Genomic DNA, 17,006 nt, shown 5'->3' on the forward strand with positions numbered 1-17,006 from the left:
GGTGTGCGATGTTGACGGCGCCCTCCCGCACACGCCCCATCTATGGTAGATCCGGTTTTGTCCGCTTTTACGGACATTGCGGAGTCTGCGGGTGCGGGTTTGCGCCATTGTGGCGACCGTCGATCACAACGCCGAATCCCCGCCAGTCATTCCCCGGAGGCAGTGGAGTCTGGCCAGCGCTGGTCGAGCGGTTCGGGGGGCTCGTCGTCCATTTCGAAGTAGGTGGGCAAGCGCGCATGTCCGGCCAAGTGGAGGGCGCCGACCAGCCGCGAGGAGCGGGCGGTGTGGATAGCGGTGACCGTGTCGTTGTAGAAACGGCGCGCGATGTGCACGTGCCGGGCGGCCGCGTACGTCTCGGCGAGCAGGTCGCCGTGGTCGGGGACCGCGTCGCACTCGGCGAGAACCGCGCGCAGTACCCGGGACAGGTTGCTTTCCGCGACCTCGCGCTCGGCACGGTCCTCAGCCCGGCGCGCTCGAGCCGCGGCGTCGGAGAGGAGGACGCTGGCCGCCGGCCCCAGCACACCGGAAGCGGCCAGCTCCCCCACCACTGCACCGCGGCGCGCCAAGGCGGCGTCGAGCGCGGCCTGGGCGGTCTCCAGCCGACTGTGCAAACGGTCCAAGCGGCTCGCCCGCCACGACAGGTAGAAGGACACGGACAGCAGCACCAGCAGGGTGCACACAGCGATGAGGACTTCGGTCACCGCTCCGTCCTCGCCCCGACAAGCCCTCCGACTCCGGCAGGCACCACGGCCTCGTAGACGCGTACCACGTCGGCGGCGACCGCAGGCCAGTCGTAGGCGCGGACCGCCCGCCGGGCCGCGCGGGACAGTTCCGCCCGGCGTCCCGGATCGTCCAGCAGCTTCTCGGCCTGCTGCGCGAGAGCGTGCGCATCCCCGACCGGGAAGAGCGTCCCGGCAGTACCGTCGCGCAGCACCTGCCGGAACGCAGGGATATCGCTGGCCAGTACGGTCGCGCCCGCGGCCATGGCTTCGGTCAGGATGATCCCGAAGCTCTCCCCGCCCAGGTTGGGGGCGCAGAAGAGGTCGACCGAATGGTAGAGGCGGACCTTGTCGGCGTCGCTGACCCGACCCAGGATTGTCACGCGGTCGCGGAGGTCGGCGTCGATCCGGGCGCGCACCTGAGCGGCGTCCCCGGGGCCGGCGATGAGCAGGCGCAGGCCGGGGCGGCGGCGCCCCAGTTCGTTGAAGGCGTCGACCAGCACCCCCAGGCCTTTGCGCGGTTCGTCCATGCGGCCCAGGAAACCGAGCGCGCCGCCCGGTCCCGGCCAGCCGGGCAGCGGGTCGGCGTGGGCGTAGCGCCGCACCCATACCCCGTTGGGGATGAGCACGGCGTCCCCGCCGAGGTGTTCGACCATGGTCTTGCGTGCGGCTTCGGAGACGGCGATGCTGCCGTTGACTTTCTCCAGCGCGGTCTGCAGCATGCCGGCGGAGGCGGCCATCGCCCGGGAGCGCGGATTGCAGGTGTGGAAGGTCGCCACGATCGGACCGTCCGCCACCCAGCAGGCCAGCAGGGACAGGCTGGGCGCGGCGGGTTCGTGCACGTGCAGGACGTCGAAGCCGCCGTCGCGGATCCACCGGCGTACCCGGTTGGCGGCCCGCAGCCCGAAGGCGAGACGGGCCACCGAGCCGTTGTAGGGCACCGGCACGGCGCGCCCCGCGGGCACGATGTGCCCGGGGAGGTCGGTCGCAGAGTCGCAGGGGGTCAGGACAGACACCTCGTGGCCGAGTTCCATGAGCGCCTCGGCGAGGTCGCTGACGTGCTGTTGGACCCCTCCGGGAACATCCCAGGTGTAAGGGCAGACCAGGCCGACCCTCATCGGCCCACCTCCCCGCGTGGGCGAGCGAGGTCGGCGGTGAAGACAGGCTGCATCATGTGCCAGTCCTCGGGGTGTGCGGCGATCTCCTGTTCGAAGACATAGGCCAGCTCCTGGGTCATCGCGCGGATACGGGTGGTGCGGTCCCCGGCGGAGGGCGGTCGGATCTCCTCGTGTACCCGGATTCCCCAATGCGGGCCGTCGAACCATAGCGAAACCGGCAGCAGCGCCGCCCCGGTGGCCAGGGCGAGGGCGGCGGGCCCGGCGGGCATCCGGGCAGGCTCCCCGAAAAAGTCCACGTCGATACCTTGCCCAGTGAGGTCGCGATCGGCGAGCAGACACACCAGTCCGCCCGCGCGAAGCCGCCGTGCCAGGGTGCCGACCGTGGTGCCCCCGCCCCGGGTCAACGGCAGGACCTCCATGCCCAGGCGTTCCCGGACCGCAGTGAAACGCTGGAACAGGCTTTCGGGACGCAGCCGTTCCGCAACCGTGGTCAGCGGGATGCCGCGCAGGGTGATCCACGCGCCCGCCTGGTCCCAGTTGCCCATGTGCGGAAGAGCGGCGACGACGCCACGGCCCGCACGGAGGTGCGCTTCGAGAATGTCCACGCCGGTGGAGCGGGTGCGGGCCACCAGTTCACGACGGTCCATGGCAGGCAGCCGGAACAGCTCGTACCAGTAGCGGAAGTAGGAGCGCATACTGGCCCGGGAGAGGGCACGCAGTTCCGCCTGGGTGGCGTCAGGGCCGACGAGGCGGCGCAGGTTCGCTTCCAGTTGGTCGACCCCGCCGAGGCGGTGCCGCCACGCATAGTCCGCGATCGTGGTGAACGCCCACCGCCCGGTCTGTTCCGGCAGATGCTTCACGAGCGTCCAGCCCAGCGTGTAGGCCGCGGTGACTGCCCGGTCCGGAACCCTGGCACGCATGGTCACGAGGTTTCTGTCTCGGCTTTGTCGAGGATCTGCTCGTCCGGCTCGGTAAGGCGGATCCGGGTCTCCACCAAGCGTTGCACGATGGTGATGGCGCTGAGGAAAGCGAGCAGCCACAGCCCGGTAGCCAGCGCGTAAGGGACGCCGAGCCCGTGCAGTCCGGTGGCGACCAGGATGATGATGAGGCGTTCGGTGCGTTCCGCGATGCCCACATCGCAGTTGGCCCCCAGGCCTTCAGCGCGCGCTTTGATGTAGGACACGCCGAAGCCGCTGATCATGCAGAACAGGGCGAGCCAGGCGAGGACCTCGTCGCGTCCGCCGCCGATGAGCCACACCAGCAGTCCCGCGAAAATGGCGGCATCGGAGAGCCGGTCCAGTGTGGAGTCGAGGAACGCTCCCCAGGCACTGGTCTCTCCGGAGGCGCGGGCGACCGCGCCGTCAAGCATGTCGAAGAGCGCGAAGAACGCGACGACGAGGGTGCCGATGTACAGCTCGCCCAGAGGATAGAACACCAGCGAGCTGATGACGACGCCGCCGGTTCCCACGAGGGTGACCGTATTCGGGGTGACGCCGATACGAACGAGGCCGCGGCCGATGGGTGCGAGCAGTCGGGCGGTAGCGGGGCGCAGGATTCTCAGCATGGTCTCTTCATCGTCGTGGAATTCGGCTCCGGTCATCGGAACTGCATTACCTGAGCACGGGAACTCGCTTTCTGGGCGTCTTGCCCTGCGGGGCTTTCGGGAGTCGGCCGCGGTTGCGCGCGACCCAGCGGTAGAGTGCCGCAGCCGCATCGCGGAAGAGCGGGCGGCGCAGCAGTGAGCCGAGCGGCCACCAGTACACGTGCGGGCTGTTGAGGAGAAGGGCCGCGGCAGCGTCTGCCCCGCCCCAGACCCGGCGCCGGTCGGGGTGGAGGAGCAGCATCTCCGTGCGGGCGCGGGCGCGCAGCGGCTCATCGAAGTTGAGCTCCTGCCAGGCTGCGCTTTGGATTCCGCTGCCACGGATGATGCGGCGTTCCACGACCCGAACCCAGGAGACGCAGAAACCGCACGCTCCGTCGTAGACGAATACCGGGGCGGTCATGATTTCGGCCAGTGGGCGACGAGCTGTTCGCGGGTCTGGCCGAGGAGTTGGGGGAGCACCTTGGTCTGCCCCACGATCGGCATGAAATTGGTGTCGCCTCCCCACCGGGGGACGACGTGCTGGTGCAGGTGGGCGGCGATTCCTGCGCCCGCGGCTTCGCCGAGGTTCATGCCGACGTTGAAGCCTTGGGCTCCGTAGGCGGAGCGCAGCGCGGTGATGCCGGCCTGGGTGAGGGCAGCGATCTCCGCGGTCTCGTCCTCGTTGAGCTCGGTGTAGTCGGCGACATGCCGGTACGGGCAGACCATGAGATGCCCGCTGTTGTACGGGTAGAGGTTGAGCAGCGCGAAAGCGGTCTTGCCCCGGGCGAGCACGAGTCCTTCCGGATCCGAGAGCTGCGGGGCACGGCAGAACGGGCAGCCGTCGTCCGGTCCGCTCCCGTGGGGTTTGTTCTCTCCTTTGATGTAGGCCATGCGATGCGGGGTCCACAACCGTTGGAGGCCGTCGGGACCGCGCACCTGCCGGCCCTCGCCGTCATCCCGGGTTTCCCGCTGCATACTCACCGACCCGCCTTTCTCGTCCTTGCAACGCAAGCATAGAACCGGGCTGCCGCAGAAGTGGTCGGGGCGGCCCGGTTCGTTTCAGGTCGGAGGTTAGGCGATCCCGCCGTCTTCGGCGTAGCGGCTGTGCAGTTTGACCGGGGAGGGGGTGCTCTTCTGCTTCTGCTGCCGGCGCCGGGCGGCCAGCAGGTTCAGGACTTCCACGAAGACCGAGAAGCCCATGGCGGCGTAGATGAAGCCCTTCTCGATGTGGAAGTGGAAGCCTTCAGCGACCAGGCTCATACCGATGAGCAGCAGGAACGCCAGAGCAAGCATTTTGACGGTGGGATGCTTGTTGACGAACTCCGCCAGCGGGTTGGCGAGGAAGAGCATGACGACGACGGCGACGATGACGGCGGCCACCATCACCCAGATTCCCCACCCGGCGGGGTTGATCATGCCCACCGCGGTGATGACGGAGTCGAGTGAGAAGACGATGTCGAGGACGACGATCTGCGCGACGACCGCGCCGAACACGGCCGCGCCCTTCTTCACGGGCTTGTGTCCGGAATCCCCTTCCAGGCTTTCGTGGATCTCGTAGGTGCCCTTGCCGAGCAGGAAGAACCCTCCGGCGATGAGGATGAGCGACTGGCCGGAGAACTCCAGGGAGCCGATCGAGAAGAGCGGAGTGGTGAGCTGGACGATCCAACTGATGGAGGCCAGCAGCATGAGCCGGGTGATCAGGGCAAGGGCGATACCCGTCTTCCGGGCCCGGCCTCGCTGGTGTTCGGGGAGCTTGTTCGACAGGATCGAGATGAACACCAGGTTGTCGATCCCGAGTACAACCTCCAGCAGCGTCAGCGTCAAAAATCCGACAATGAGATCAGCGCTCATGGATTCGCTACGGCTCCGAGGCTAGGGCGGTTACGGGGCGGTCGGAAACGGAAGGACTCTAGGGAAGCCGGAATAAGCTTCGCATAAATCTATCGCTGTTTCGTTATCCGGCTCCGAGCAGGACACGGAGCTGGCGAGGGGCTGGAGCGCCGTGCGCGAGCACAGCGTCGTGCCGGTCGCGCCGCCTCTCGTGCGGACGGTCCGCGGCCAGCTCGCGAACGATGTCGCTGAGCTCCCGGTAGCCGACGTACGGGGCAGTGAGGCGGGTGCTGGTGAGCTGGGCGCACCGCCACGTGCGAGCCGCTTCTCCCTCCTCGTAGTGGCCGCGCTGCGTGAGCAAAGCCATAGCGGCGGGCTCGTCGAGATCCCCGGTGTGGAACCGGACGTCCACGATCGCGTTGAGGATGGTGCGTAGCCGCACAGTCAACTGGGCGAGGCGTGCCGCTTGGTCGGTCTCTCCCCCGTCGCCGTGCCATCCCGCGCAGGCGAGCTGTTCGGTGATGTATCCGGCCCATCCTTCGATGAACGGACTGCTGCGCAGTACGGAACGCACCCGGGTGGGGCCCTGGTAGCGGGCCGCGTGCGCGGCCTGCACTCCGCGTCCGGGGACAGCTTCGTAGGCCATCAGGATGCGCAGCGCGTCCCGGTGGTGGGCAAGGCGCCCCCACGGTCCGTCTGCAGCAGGCGGGGCCACCGCGATTCGGCCGGCTCCGTCCAGGGGTCGCGCAGCTGGTCCCCGCGGGTCCGGTGCGGTGAGGCGCACCTCGCTGGCGGGGACGGTGACGAGGTCGAGCTCTGCGGTGCGCGCCACGAGGTGGTCGAGCGCCTGCGCGCACAGGGAGCGGACCTCGTCGGGCGGGCACGCGGACTCGGCGGCGAGCTGGTCGAGGACCTCGCGGACCTGGCCTATGCGGCGCGGCTGCCCGGTGTAGGCGGCGGCGACTTCGGCGAGCTCCTCTTCGGTAGCGATCAGGTCGCTTTCAGCGCGGGTGAGCAGGGTGTGCGGGTCCAGCTCGGAGTCGAGCGTGTACCACAGTTGCGCGGCGTAGGCGGGCTCACCCAACCGGGGGTCGGCGGCGGCGTCCTCCACGCGGGACTCCAGCCAGGCCGCGTAGTCGAGGAACGCCTGGTGCGCGTCGGCGCGGTGGCCAGAGAGTTCTGCGCGGCCATCGGGGACTGCGGCGAGCAGCAGTTCGACGTCGCCCTCCAGCATCGCGGCGGCCCTGCGGGCCCGGCGGCTCGCAGCGGTGACGTGGGGGCGGGGCATGCCGGGGCCGTCATCCAAGAGGAGGCGCGCCTGGTGGAGCGCATCCGGCAGGGCCGCACAGTAGGCGGTCAGCGCAGCGAGACGCTCTTCGGCGCGGAGCGGGCCGTGGTGCAGGATCGCGGTGAGGGCCTTGTCCGGGAGGGTATGCAGCGGATCCCAGGTGTGCGGGCGCAGTTCCGTAGTCCGCCACAGGTCAGCGCTGAGGTGGGTGCGCAGCATCTCCAGGTCGACCCGGTCCGCGACGGGCAGCAGCGTGTCGTCGATGTCGTCGAGCGCACGCAGCCCGTCAGCGAGGACTTCGGCGTGCTGCTCCCACGCTTCAGGCGACTGGTCCGCCAACTGTCCGGCGTAGCGGACGTCCCCGTGCTGCAGCCCCCATTCGGGACGGTCGGCGCACAGTTGGTCCAGGATCCGCTCGACGGTCGCGCGGAACCGGTCGGTCATAGCGTTGACCCCGGGATCGGGGTGCGAGGATTCGGCTGGCGAAGACATCCCTTCCATACTGCCAACACCGGGCCCCTAGTGCCGCGGTTGCCGCCCGTCTGCTTCCGGCGCTGCCGTCCCCGGCCGGGTGCAGCGGAGCGTGCGCCGCAAAGCAACGGGGCCAGAGGCGAATCCCTCTAGCCCCGCAGGCAGCGTGGTTCCGGGTCACACTTGGCGGCGTTCCCGGATCACGGTGAGGATCTCCTCGATCGCCTTGTCGATCGGGACGCCGTTGTTCTGCGAACCGTCGCGGTAGCGGAAGGACACCGCGCCCTTGCTGACGTCGTTGTCGCCCGCCAGCAGCATGAAGGGGATTTTCTGCTTCTGGGCGTTGCGGATCTTCTTCTGCATGCGGTCGTCGCTGGCGTCCACTTCGACGCGCACCCCGTGCTCCCGCAGCCGACGCGCCACGTCCTCCAAGTAGGGCACGTGCTCGCTCGCGATTGGAATGCCCACGACCTGGACCGGGGCCAGCCAGGCGGGGAAGGCGCCCGCGTAGTGCTCCAGCAGCACCGCGAAGAAGCGTTCGATGGAACCGAACAGGGCGCGGTGGATCATCACCGGCCGCTGCCGGCTGCCGTCGGCAGCCTGGTATTCGAGCTCGAAGCGCTTGGGCTGCTGGAAGTCCACTTGGATGGTGGACATCTGCCAGGTCCGGCCGATGGCGTCCTTGGCCTGCACCGAGATCTTCGGACCGTAGTAGGCCGCGCCGCCGGCGTCCATGACCAGTTCCAGGTTCTGCTTCTGCGCGGCCTGCCGCAGGATCTCGGTGGCTTCCTCCCACTCTTGCGGCTCTCCGATGAACTTCGGCGAGTCGTCGCGGGTGGACAGCTCGAGGTAGAAGTCGCTCAGGCCGTAGTCGCGCAGCAGGTCTAGCACGAAGGTGAGCAGCCGGTCCAGCTCGTCCGGCATCTGCTCCTTGGTGCAGTAGATGTGCGCGTCGTCCTGGGTGAACCCGCGTGCCCGGGTCAGCCCGTGCACCACGCCGGACTTCTCGTACCGGTAGACCGTGCCGAACTCGAACAGCCGCAGCGGAAGCTCCCGGTAGGAACGGCCCCGTGACCGGTAGATCAGGTTGTGCATGGGGCAGTTCATGGCCTTGAGGTAGTAGTCGGCCCCCTCGAACTGGATGGGCGGGAACATGGCGTCCGCGTAGTTCGGCAGGTGCCCGGACGTCTCAAACAGCCCGGCCTTGGAGATGTGCGGCGTGTTGACGAACTGGTAGCCGGCCTCTTCGTGGCGGCGGCGCGAGTACTCCTCCATCACCTTGCGGACCACGCCGCCCTTGGGGTGGAACACGGCCAGGCCGGAGCCGAGCTCGTCGGGGAAGGAGAACAGGTCGAGTTCCACGCCGAGCTTGCGGTGGTCGCGCTTGGCGGCCTCCTCCAGCATGGTGAGGTAGGACTTGAGCGCGTCCTTCGTCTCCCAGGCGGTGCCGTAGATCCGCTGGAGCTGAGGGTTCTTCTCGCTGCCGCGCCAGTAGGCGGCGGCGGTGCGCATCAGCTTGAACGCGGGGATGGCCCGAGTGTCGGGCAGGTGCGGACCGCGGCACAGGTCCTTCCAGCACACCTCGCCGGTGCGGGGGTGCAGGTTGTCGTAGATGGTGAGCTGCCCCGCACCAACTTCGACACCGGCTCCTTCGGCGGCCTCGGCCGCGCCGCCCTTGAGCTCGATGAGCTCCAGCTTGTACGGCTCGTCAGCGAGTTCTGCTCGAGCGTCCTCGTCGGTGACGGCACGCCGGGAGAAGCGCTGGCCCTGCTTGATGATCTCCTGCATCCGCTTTTCGATGCGTTTGAGATCGTCCGGAGTGAACGGCTCAGCGACGTCGAAGTCGTAGTAGAAGCCGTTCTCGATCGGCGGGCCGATACCCAGCTTGGCTTCGGGGAACAGTTCTTGGACGGCTTGGGCGAGCACGTGGGCGCACGAGTGGCGCAGGATCGCGCGTCCCTCTTCAGAGTCGATGCGGATTTCCTCCACCACATCGCCGTCGGCGAGCTCGTGGGTGAGGTCTCGCGGCTCCCCGTTGACCAGCGCGGCGATCACGGTTCGCCCGTCCGCTTCTAGCGCCTGTCCCGCCGTAGTGCCTGCCGCCACCACACGCTCGGTTCCGGCGAGGGTGATACGCAGTTCAGGCACGGCGGACACGATGTCTCCTTGAAAGGTTCTCGTCGAAAACGGTTGTCGGCACAGTCGCCCGGGTGCAACGGGCCCGGGGACGGGGTTGTTCCGTCATTCCGATGCTAGCGGCCCCCGCTACCGGTGCGGCACTGTCGCATCCCGGTGTTCCGTTCTGCGGGCTTCCCGGCCCGGCGGGGGAGACAGGGACGCCTACCGTCGGTGATCTTCGTCGCTTAGCGGGCAGTGCCTCGACTGGCGGTGTGTTTCCCCGTAGACTCGCCGCCGCGGAAGTCGAGGCGCGCCCCCGTTCGAGCGCTCCCCCTTCCCGCGATTCCCGCCACGCTCTGCCCACGGTGGTCGCCGTACGGTTGGGGCGGCTCGGGAGCTGTTCTCTCTTCTTTCTCGTGATCTCCGGTGTGTGACGGCACCCAGTCTCACTGCTGCCTGGTGGGCGCCCTTCGGAATCGCTCAGGCCCGTACGGTGCGCTTGGGAGCCGCGTCTCGAGGAGACGTGGGGTTCCTCCCGGGATATCGGACTCGGCTGGCCGCAGCGGCGTTGGGCGTTGCGGACAGGAGTCGGCGCCCTCGGTTACGGCGGGGATGCCGTGCACATGGCCTCTCCCGCGCACCGGAGTACCGGCTTGTCCGGCGTGTGTGTTTTTTCTGACCGTTACCCCTGGGGGAGAGTTATGGTGGAGACCATGTCCGCGCACCCAGCGACCGGCTCGGACGGCGCTCCTTCCGCGGTTCCGGCACCCCGGAGCCGCAGCAGAGTTCGCCGCTGGCGGCGGGTCCGTGTCCACGCACGCCTGTGGCGTAGGCGCATGCGCTCTCATCCCGCGCTCCACTTGGCCTGGCGGGTCACGGTCGGCCTCGTCGGCTCAGTGGTCCTCTTAGGAGGCGTCGTGATGTGCGTCACTCCCGGGCCGGGGATCGGTGGGGTGATCGTAGGCCTGGCCATTCTCGCCACAGAGTTCTCGTGGGCGCGCCGTCTGCTGTGGCGGGCCCGCGACTACGCCTCCCAGGCGCGTTCCCGGGCTGCCGAGAAACTCCGGGAGCGCCGAGCACGTACTTCCCGCTAGCTCTGCGGGAGCGCAGCGGAGTGTGGCTGACCCCTCTAGACATGACAAAGCCCCAGGTGATCTACTGGTTAGACCAGTGAGTAACCTGGAGCTTGTGGGCGATACTGGACTCGAACCAGTGACCTCGTCGGTGTGAACGACGCGCTCTAACCATCTGAGCTAATCGCCCATGGCTGCGTCCTGTTCTCTCCCCGGGGGAGCCGGACAAGGAAAACTCTAGCGCATCTTTGGGAGTGGATGATCCACTCTGGTGCGCACCCCTCAACCGTGGACGTGATAGGTATCACATTGAGCTCACGTAAGGGAAGGTCAACACGGACACAATGTGAAAATGTGAAAATTCCTCATCTCTGTCGGCGTTGTGGGACATACCCCGATCTGAGGACGCCACACACCGCCCTTAGGGTGATGCGGCCCACAAGTCCACCGGAAATTCTTTCTTTCCCCAGTTCATTAGAAGGTTGGCGAAGAGTGTGGGAAGTCCGGCGTGACGCCGCTTCACCTCGACCGAAAAGTTCCCCGGTAACGCGTCACTGATCGTCCGGACCGTCGGAACGGACGAGATGGCAGGTCCCGATGCGCGGGGAAACCCCAGCCATCTGAGTCATCCGAACACTGTTGACCGGACGAGAGAAGGTTTGGCTTATGAGCAGCAGCGGCACCTCTATCACCTGCGAAGTCGGTTTGCAGCTGATCGTTCCTGATCGTGCCCCCGTGCCCCTGGTGGCCCGTCTCGACTACTCCGTGGACGACCCTTACGCCATCCGGGCGGCCTTCCATGTGGGCGACGACGAACCCGTGGAGTGGATCTTCGCTCGTGAGCTGCTGACCGTGGGCATCATCCGCGAAACAGGCGAAGGCGACGTGCGCATCTGGCCCTCGCAGGACGGGAAGGAGCGCATGGTCAACATTGCCCTCTCCTCACCTTTCGGCCAGGCGCGGTTCCACGCGCAGGTGGCACCCCTCTCGGAGTTCCTGCACCGCACCTACGAGCTGGTTCCTGCCGGGCAGGAGAGCGACTACATCGACATCGACGCTGAAATCGCTGAGCACCTCAGCTAGACCCGCAGGTGGCGTGCCCCGGTCTGGGCGCCTCGACCCCTCGCGCGCCCAATGACCGGGGATATCCGAAAAGTTCCCGACAGGGGATTACCCCTGCCACCCACTCACTAAACCACACCGCCACTATGCGGTAGGGCACAGAGAGTACCGGGACTCCCGGATTCTCTGTGCCCGTTTCCTTCTCAGGGGTCGATCTCGGCTGCGCTCCGCTCCGCGAACACCTTCATGGCTTCCGCGGTCACCGGCCCCGGGGCCGCCGGGAGCACCCGGTCGTCGATCGCGCGGATCGGCTGCACGTCGCGCCCGGTGGAGGTCAGAAACGCCTCGCTGACCCGGGAGAGCGCCGCCATGGGGATGTCTTCTTCCGCACCGCCCACCCATTCGAGGACCAGTTCCCGGGTGATCCCCGCCAAGGGCCCCGCCGACAGCGGAGGAGTGACCAGCCGCCCGTCGAGGACGACGAAGATGTTGCTTCCCGTGCCTTCGCACAGGTTGCCCACAGTGTTGGCGAAGATCGCCTCCCCGGCCCCGCGCTGGCGCGCATAGGCGAGTGCGCGCACGTTCTCGGCATACGACGTCGTCTTCAGGCCGCTCAGCGCGCCGTTCTCGTTGCGAGTCCACGGCACGACCACCACGTCGGTCGTGGGTGCGGGCTGCGCGAACGGCCCCACCGCCACCATGGCGGTCAGTTCCCCTCCGGTCCGCTCCGAGCCCAGCGGTCCCAGTCCCGCCGTCACAGTGATGCGGACCCGTCCGGGATCGGTGTCCGGGTTGGCGGCCAAGGCCTGGTGCACCCCGTCGCGGAGGTGATCGAGGTCGAGTTCCCCCAGTCCCAGGCCGCGCGCGGACCGGGCGAGGCGCTGCAGGTGCCGGGTGAGCGCGAATGCTTGGCCGCCCACGGCCTTAACCGTCTCAAAGACCCCGTCGCCGACCGTGATGCCATGGTCGAGGGCTGGCAGCCGTGCTTCACGTGCGTCCACTACGCGGCCGGAGCCGTACCCGGCTCCGGAGATCCAGATTTTCATGCCCGTTCTCCCATCCCTCGTGTCTCATGGCTCGCTCGGCCCGGACCGCATCCCGCGCTCTCGTCAAGAGGCGTGACCGACTCCGGCCGACGTGGCCCGGGAGCGCGTGTACGGGAGTACCGTAGCGAGGCAATGCGGGTGTTTCGGCCCTCCTTTCCCCTTTTGGACCGTGCTGGTCGCAGGGAATCCCCAAACACATCACAAATGGCTATCATCTGGGCAACGCTCGTAAGACCATTGGCCGCTTGCAGCCAGTGACCGCCGGACTCCTCCGGCTGCGATCCGTTCCATTCCCACGACAACACAGATCAAGAGAGCCATGACCTCACGGAGCACCGCCTCTGGCGAACTGAGCTGGTTGCTCGACGACCTCCTCACCCGCGCGGAGGGCACGCACCACGCAATTGTGCTGTCCACCGACGGTCTGCTGATGGCCTCGTCGAGCCAACTCGACCGCGCTGACGCCGAGCAGCTAGCCGCCATCGCCTCTGGGTTGCACAGCCTGGCCGGAGGAGCGAGCCGCCGTTTCCACTCCGGGAACGTGCGGCAGAGCATCATCGAGATGGACAAGGCGTTCCTCTTCGTCGCCGCAGCAGGCGAGGGGGCGTGCATGGCTGTTCTCGCCGATGCTGAATGCGACGTCGGCATGGTCGCTTACGAAATGAACATGGTGATCCAGCGGGTCGGCCAGTACCTCTCCGCTCCGCCTCGACCGGACATCCCGCTGACGCCTGCACCAACCGAACGCTGAACCGCCCGTTCGGTCGGCGGCCTCCCGGCACCGGCCGAACGGCTACTCCCCGCTGATTTCCTCGGTTCGAGTTTGTAGGACCGCTGGAATCCGCTAAAGTTCTTAACGCAGCAAGAGACACCCCCTCAGGGAACCGTCTCTGCCGCGCGGACGTGGCTCAGTTGGTAGAGCATCACCTTGCCAAGGTGAGGGTCGCGGGTTCGAATCCCGTCGTCCGCTCGAAGCATCACATCACCTGTGGCGCTTTATGCACCACGCGGACGTGGCTCAGTTGGTAGAGCATCACCTTGCCAAGGTGAGGGTCGCGGGTTCGAATCCCGTCGTCCGCTCGCGGTAGAGATCGCATCCTGATCTCGGGCGATTAGCTCAGTGGGAGAGCGCTACCTTGACACGGTAGAGGTCACTGGTTCAATCCCAGTATCGCCCACCAGCACAGCTCAGAAAGCTCCCTTACTCTCCGCAAGGGAGCTTTTTTCGTGCCCGCCCTACTGGAGGCGCGGGGCCTGGACCGTAACGGCCCAGGCATGGACCGGCACACCGCGGCAGCACACCGGCCCCTCACCCGCTTGCGCCTCTCGCCCCCTTGCTCCCGAACTGCGCGTCTTGCACACCAGCGGCCCCTATGCAAACCTGCGGAACCGCGCCGGTGCGGGTGGGTGTCCGCGCCGCCGTCGAGCAAGGGAGCAGGCATGCACTATGTCTTCATGGGCGTCTCGGGGAGCGGCAAGACCACGGTGGCCCGAGGGGTCGCCCAGGAGTTGGGACTCCCGTTCGCCGACGCCGACGACTTCCATCCCGAAGCCAACATCGCCAAGATGGCGCGCGGCATTCCGCTGACCGACGAGGACCGGCTCCCCTGGCTCCAGGCGCTGGCAGCGTGGATCAGCGAACGGGAGCGGGAAGGGACTTCCTCGGTCGTGACGTGTTCGGCGCTCCGCCGCTCCTACCGGGACCTTCTGCGGCGCAGCGCTCCCGGCGTGTTCTTCCTCCACTTGCACGGCTCGGCTGAACTGATCGGGAAGCGGATCCGGGAGCGGCGTGGCCACTTCATGCCGCCCCAACTCCTGGACTCCCAGTTCGCCACATTGGAGCCGCTTGCCCCCGATGAGGCAGGTGCCGTCCTCGACGTGTCCGCTTCCCCTGAGGACCTCATCGCCGAAGCGGTGCGGATCGTCACCGGGCTCCGCAACGCCCAGGCGTAGCAGTCCAGGAGACGTTCAGACCGGCAGCCAGAGCAGTTCGACGTCGTCCCCGGCCCAGCGGGGCGGGACCACTGCCACAGCGTCAGCCGCAGCGGCACCGCGCAGCGATGCTGGCCGGTCGTGCCCTACCGGGCGGGCACGGTCCGCGAGGACCTCTACCGCGACCAGGCGCGTGTCGTGCTCATGGACGGTGACCTCGCCGTCGAGGCGGCACCGGGTGATCCGCCCCGGCGCTGTCTCCGCGCGGCCCGTCATGGCGCAAAGCAGGGGGAGCAGCAAGGTCAGGGAGGCGGCGAGGGCCGCCCCCGGATTGCCGGGCAGTCCCACCACCACCCGGCGCGAGTGACGTCCTCCAGCGAGCTGGGCGAGCAACTGCGGATGCCCGGGGCGGCAGTGCACGCCGTCCACGAGGACCTCGGCGCCCAGCTCCACGAGCGCGCCCCGCAAATAGTCCGCGGGCCCCACCGAGGAAGCGCCGCACACGACGAGGACCGACTCGTCTCCCTCCGCGGCCAACTGGGCCGTCAGCGCGTCGAGTCCGTCGGGGATGCGGTGGAGCGTGGTGAGCACACCTCCGCCCGCGGCCACGAGTCCGGGCAACATCGGTCCGATAGCGTCGCGCACCGCCCCAGGGCTGGGCACCCCCTCGTCTACGAGCTCGTCGCCGCTGACCACGGCACGCACGCGAGGCCGGTAGACAGGGAGCCGGTCGTGGGCCAGGCTCGCCGCCAAGCCGAGCACGGCAGGGGTGATGACGGTGCCAGCGGGAAGCACAACCGCCCCTTCGGGGGTTTCCTCACCGCGGCGCCGCACGTGGCGTCCAGGCGCGATATCGCCGGCGAGCACATCCGCGTTGCGCCGGGCGTGCTCGTAGGGAAGTACCGCGGTGGTTCCCTCCGGCACGCGGGCCCCGGTCGCGACCTCCACCGCCTGCCCGGGGGAGAGCACCAAGTCGTGCTCCTGGCCAGCCAGTACCCGGCCGTGCAGGGTCCACGGTCCAGGGCCGCAGACCGCGTAGCCGTCCATCGCGGCCGCGTCGTAGGGGGGAGCAGCGATCCGAGCCTGGAGTTCGTCCGCGAGTACTCCGCCCAACGCCTCCGTCAGCGTCTCCCAGCGGAGTTGGCCGGGACCGCAGCGCCGGCCCAGACGTCGAGCGGCTTCCCGGGCGTCTGGCCAGGGCAGGCCGGACCGCGGGGTCTTCCGGGCTGTCGGGAGGTCACCGTGACGTTGCACGTCTCCCTTATATCCCTTCCCCGCTGATGGCCGCTGGGTCCGGTAACCGAAGGGCCTGGCGGAGACATCCGAGACGTATTCGATTTGCTGTCCCGCGAGATTCCGCTACAGTTCTTAGTGCACGTGGATGTCAGGGCTGAGCAGAGGCCCGGCATCAAACGGCATGCGGACGTGGCTCAGTTGGTAGAGCATCACCTTGCCAAGGTGAGGGTCGCGGGTTCGAATCCCGTCGTCCGCTCGGATTTGACGGTGCGGGTTTCCCCACCGTCTTTTCATCCGGTGGAGTGGCCGAGAGGCGAGGCAGCGGCCTGCAAAGCCGTCCACACGGGTTCAAATCCCGTCTCCACCTCTGATTCCCGGGTACCGGGGCGATTAGCTCAGTGGAAGAGCGCTACCTTGACACGGTAGAGGTCACTGGTTCGATCCCAGTATCGCCCACCAGTGACTCTGGATGATCGGCCTGCTTTTGACGGAAAGCGGGCCGATTATGTTTTCCCGGCTTTCTCCTGGGTTGTCCGGGGCGACCAGCCCTTTTCCGGTTCTTCTGAGCACTCCCCGGCAACCCCGTCCGTCCTCCGGGCAGCCCTGGTCCCGGTCTCGGCAAGGGCCCCGGTTCCCACGCACACGGCTGCCCCGGTAGCTGGCCTCCTTTGACCGAAACCACACCCCTAAAAGTGATCTATTTCACTTCCCCTGCGAGGCGGGAGCGTTGTCCCTGGTCACGGCAGTGCCTGCTGCTGTGATCAACGCTCCTCGGGGGACGGCAGCGCTCTCCCAGCCCCGGTTTTCCGCGGACTGCACGGCAAGACGCGCGGGAAACCCGGACGACCGCGTGCGGTCCGACCATACTGACCTGGGTAGAGGGGCAGACGCCCGCAGAACGACTGTTCGGGAGGTTCTTCATGGCTCGACCGCCGTCTCCGTACGACTTCCTGCCGCAGGTTCCCACCTTCACCGTCACCAGCAAGGACATCTCCGACGGCCAGCCTCTGCCTCAACCTCAGGTCAGCGGGGTGATGGGGGCCGGCGGCGAGGACGTCTCCCCCCACTTGGCGTGGAGCGGGTTCCCGGAGGGGACGCGGAGCTTCGCGGTAACGTGCTTCGACCCCGACGCGCCCACGGCCAGCGGATTCTGGCACTGGGCCGTATGCGACATCCCCGCCGGGGTCACCGAGCTTGCCGCCGGGGCGGGCGCTGAAGGCGGCAAGGGCCTGCCCCCGGGCGCGGTCATGCTCCGCAACGACGCCGGAACCAAGGGATACGTGGGCGCGGCCCCGCCCTCGGGGCACGGCCCCCACCGCTACTTCTTCGTCGTGCACGCCGTGGACGTAGAAAGCCTCGGTCTCGACGATTCCACCACTCCAGCGGTGCTCGGCTTCAACCTGTTCTTCCACACCTTGGCGCGAGGCATGATCGTGCCCACCTACGAGGTGCCCTAACCGGGAAAGGGCTCGGGCCGCTCCTCGGAGCGGCCCGCTTCCGATGTCCGGGAACGGATAGGGTCGAAGGGTCT

Annotated in this window: 16 protein-coding genes and 7 tRNA genes; 11 read left to right on the forward strand and 12 right to left on the reverse strand. The window is 67.8% G+C overall.

The features are described from left to right. Positions 1 to 146: 146 nt before the first annotated feature. The 9 genes from TFU_RS10340 to thrS form a co-directional block, all read right to left on the reverse strand. The gene (locus TFU_RS10340; protein ID WP_011292523.1) at positions 147 to 701 is read right to left on the reverse strand and encodes a hypothetical protein; all 555 of its coding nucleotides are present in this window, start codon (positions 699 to 701) and stop codon (positions 147 to 149) included. Beyond that, positions 698 to 1,837, reverse strand: a complete 1,140-nt coding sequence (locus TFU_RS10345) for a glycosyltransferase family 4 protein (RefSeq protein WP_011292524.1) — start codon at positions 1,835 to 1,837, stop codon at positions 698 to 700. The genes TFU_RS10340 and TFU_RS10345 overlap by 4 nt, the downstream gene beginning before the upstream one ends. Beyond that, complete coding sequence (locus TFU_RS10350; RefSeq protein WP_011292525.1) at positions 1,834 to 2,757, reverse strand: phosphatidylinositol mannoside acyltransferase; 924 nt, start codon at positions 2,755 to 2,757, stop codon at positions 1,834 to 1,836. Before TFU_RS10350 ends, TFU_RS10345 begins: the two co-directional genes overlap by 4 nt. Before the next feature lie 2 nt (positions 2,758 to 2,759). Beyond that, positions 2,760 to 3,401, reverse strand: a complete 642-nt coding sequence (pgsA, locus tag TFU_RS10355) for a phosphatidylinositol phosphate synthase (RefSeq protein ID WP_038043947.1) — start codon at positions 3,399 to 3,401, stop codon at positions 2,760 to 2,762. A gap of 46 nt (positions 3,402 to 3,447) precedes the next feature. Next, complete coding sequence (locus TFU_RS10360; RefSeq protein WP_011292527.1) at positions 3,448 to 3,840, reverse strand: thiol-disulfide oxidoreductase DCC family protein; 393 nt, start codon at positions 3,838 to 3,840, stop codon at positions 3,448 to 3,450. Then, complete coding sequence (locus TFU_RS10365) at positions 3,837 to 4,394, reverse strand: HIT family protein (RefSeq protein WP_011292528.1); 558 nt, start codon at positions 4,392 to 4,394, stop codon at positions 3,837 to 3,839. The genes TFU_RS10360 and TFU_RS10365 overlap by 4 nt, the downstream gene beginning before the upstream one ends. A 96-nt stretch (positions 4,395 to 4,490) precedes the next feature. Continuing rightward, positions 4,491 to 5,270 carry a TerC family protein gene (locus TFU_RS10370; RefSeq protein ID WP_011292529.1) on the reverse strand — a complete coding sequence of 260 codons (780 nt, stop codon included), beginning with the start codon at positions 5,268 to 5,270 and terminating at the stop codon, positions 4,491 to 4,493. A gap of 103 nt (positions 5,271 to 5,373) precedes the next feature. Beyond that, a complete protein-coding gene (locus TFU_RS10375) occupies positions 5,374 to 7,038 on the reverse strand; it encodes a DUF885 family protein (protein ID WP_011292530.1) in 1,665 nt (554 codons plus the stop codon). Positions 7,039 to 7,185: 147 nt separating this feature from the next. After that, positions 7,186 to 9,165 carry a threonine--tRNA ligase gene (gene thrS, locus TFU_RS10380; protein ID WP_011292531.1) on the reverse strand — a complete coding sequence of 660 codons (1,980 nt, stop codon included), beginning with the start codon at positions 9,163 to 9,165 and terminating at the stop codon, positions 7,186 to 7,188. Between the two features lie 797 nt (positions 9,166 to 9,962). On the opposite strand from thrS, the gene TFU_RS10385 reads away from it, so the two are divergent. After that, on the forward strand, positions 9,963 to 10,220 hold the full coding sequence (locus tag TFU_RS10385) for a PGPGW domain-containing protein (RefSeq protein WP_038043938.1): 258 nt from the start codon (positions 9,963 to 9,965) through the stop codon (positions 10,218 to 10,220). 95 nt (positions 10,221 to 10,315) lie between these two features. Here the strand turns inward: TFU_RS10385 and TFU_RS10390 are convergent. Next, positions 10,316 to 10,389: transfer RNA gene (locus tag TFU_RS10390), tRNA-Val, on the reverse strand. 476 nt (positions 10,390 to 10,865) lie between these two features. Between TFU_RS10390 and TFU_RS10395 the strand changes: the two genes are divergently transcribed. Then, a complete protein-coding gene (locus tag TFU_RS10395) occupies positions 10,866 to 11,282 on the forward strand; it encodes an SsgA family sporulation/cell division regulator (protein WP_011292534.1) in 417 nt (138 codons plus the stop codon). A 182-nt stretch (positions 11,283 to 11,464) separates the two neighbouring features. On the opposite strand, the gene TFU_RS10400 is transcribed toward TFU_RS10395, so the two are convergent. After that, positions 11,465 to 12,307, reverse strand: a complete 843-nt coding sequence (locus TFU_RS10400) for an aminotransferase class IV (RefSeq protein WP_011292535.1) — start codon at positions 12,305 to 12,307, stop codon at positions 11,465 to 11,467. A gap of 319 nt (positions 12,308 to 12,626) precedes the next feature. Between TFU_RS10400 and TFU_RS10405 the strand changes: the two genes are divergently transcribed. The 5 genes from TFU_RS10405 to TFU_RS10425 all read left to right on the forward strand — a co-directional run bounded on the left by TFU_RS10405 (position 12,627) and on the right by TFU_RS10425 (position 14,260). Then, a complete protein-coding gene (locus tag TFU_RS10405; RefSeq protein ID WP_011292536.1) occupies positions 12,627 to 13,058 on the forward strand; it encodes a roadblock/LC7 domain-containing protein in 432 nt (143 codons plus the stop codon). Between the two features lie 146 nt (positions 13,059 to 13,204). Then, positions 13,205 to 13,277 (forward strand) — tRNA-Gly (locus TFU_RS10410). A 37-nt stretch (positions 13,278 to 13,314) separates the two neighbouring features. Continuing rightward, positions 13,315 to 13,387 (forward strand) — tRNA-Gly (locus tag TFU_RS10415). Positions 13,388 to 13,413: 26 nt separating this feature from the next. Continuing rightward, a tRNA-Val gene (locus TFU_RS10420) sits at positions 13,414 to 13,488 on the forward strand. Between the two features lie 259 nt (positions 13,489 to 13,747). Then, positions 13,748 to 14,260: a gluconokinase gene (locus tag TFU_RS10425; RefSeq protein ID WP_011292537.1), complete on the forward strand. Its 513-nt coding sequence runs from the start codon at positions 13,748 to 13,750 to the stop codon at positions 14,258 to 14,260. A 15-nt stretch (positions 14,261 to 14,275) separates the two neighbouring features. Here the strand turns inward: TFU_RS10425 and TFU_RS10430 are convergent, their stop codons facing one another. Then, the gene (locus TFU_RS10430) at positions 14,276 to 15,493 is read right to left on the reverse strand and encodes a molybdopterin molybdotransferase MoeA (RefSeq protein ID WP_011292538.1); all 1,218 of its coding nucleotides are present in this window, start codon (positions 15,491 to 15,493) and stop codon (positions 14,276 to 14,278) included. A 165-nt stretch (positions 15,494 to 15,658) separates the two neighbouring features. Between TFU_RS10430 and TFU_RS10435 the strand changes: the two genes are divergently transcribed. From TFU_RS10435 to TFU_RS10450, 4 genes are all read left to right on the forward strand, one after another. Further along, positions 15,659 to 15,731 (forward strand) — tRNA-Gly (locus tag TFU_RS10435). 40 nt (positions 15,732 to 15,771) lie between these two features. After that, positions 15,772 to 15,842: transfer RNA gene (locus tag TFU_RS10440), tRNA-Cys, on the forward strand. 17 nt (positions 15,843 to 15,859) lie between these two features. Next, positions 15,860 to 15,934, forward strand: a tRNA-Val gene (locus TFU_RS10445). 461 nt (positions 15,935 to 16,395) lie between these two features. Further along, positions 16,396 to 16,932 carry a YbhB/YbcL family Raf kinase inhibitor-like protein gene (locus TFU_RS10450; protein WP_011292539.1) on the forward strand — a complete coding sequence of 179 codons (537 nt, stop codon included), beginning with the start codon at positions 16,396 to 16,398 and terminating at the stop codon, positions 16,930 to 16,932. The last annotated feature ends 74 nt before the right edge of the window (positions 16,933 to 17,006 follow it).

The sequence above is a fragment of the Thermobifida fusca YX genome (genome assembly GCF_000012405.1).
In the GTDB taxonomy this organism is placed as follows: domain Bacteria; phylum Actinomycetota; class Actinomycetes; order Streptosporangiales; family Streptosporangiaceae; genus Thermobifida; species Thermobifida fusca.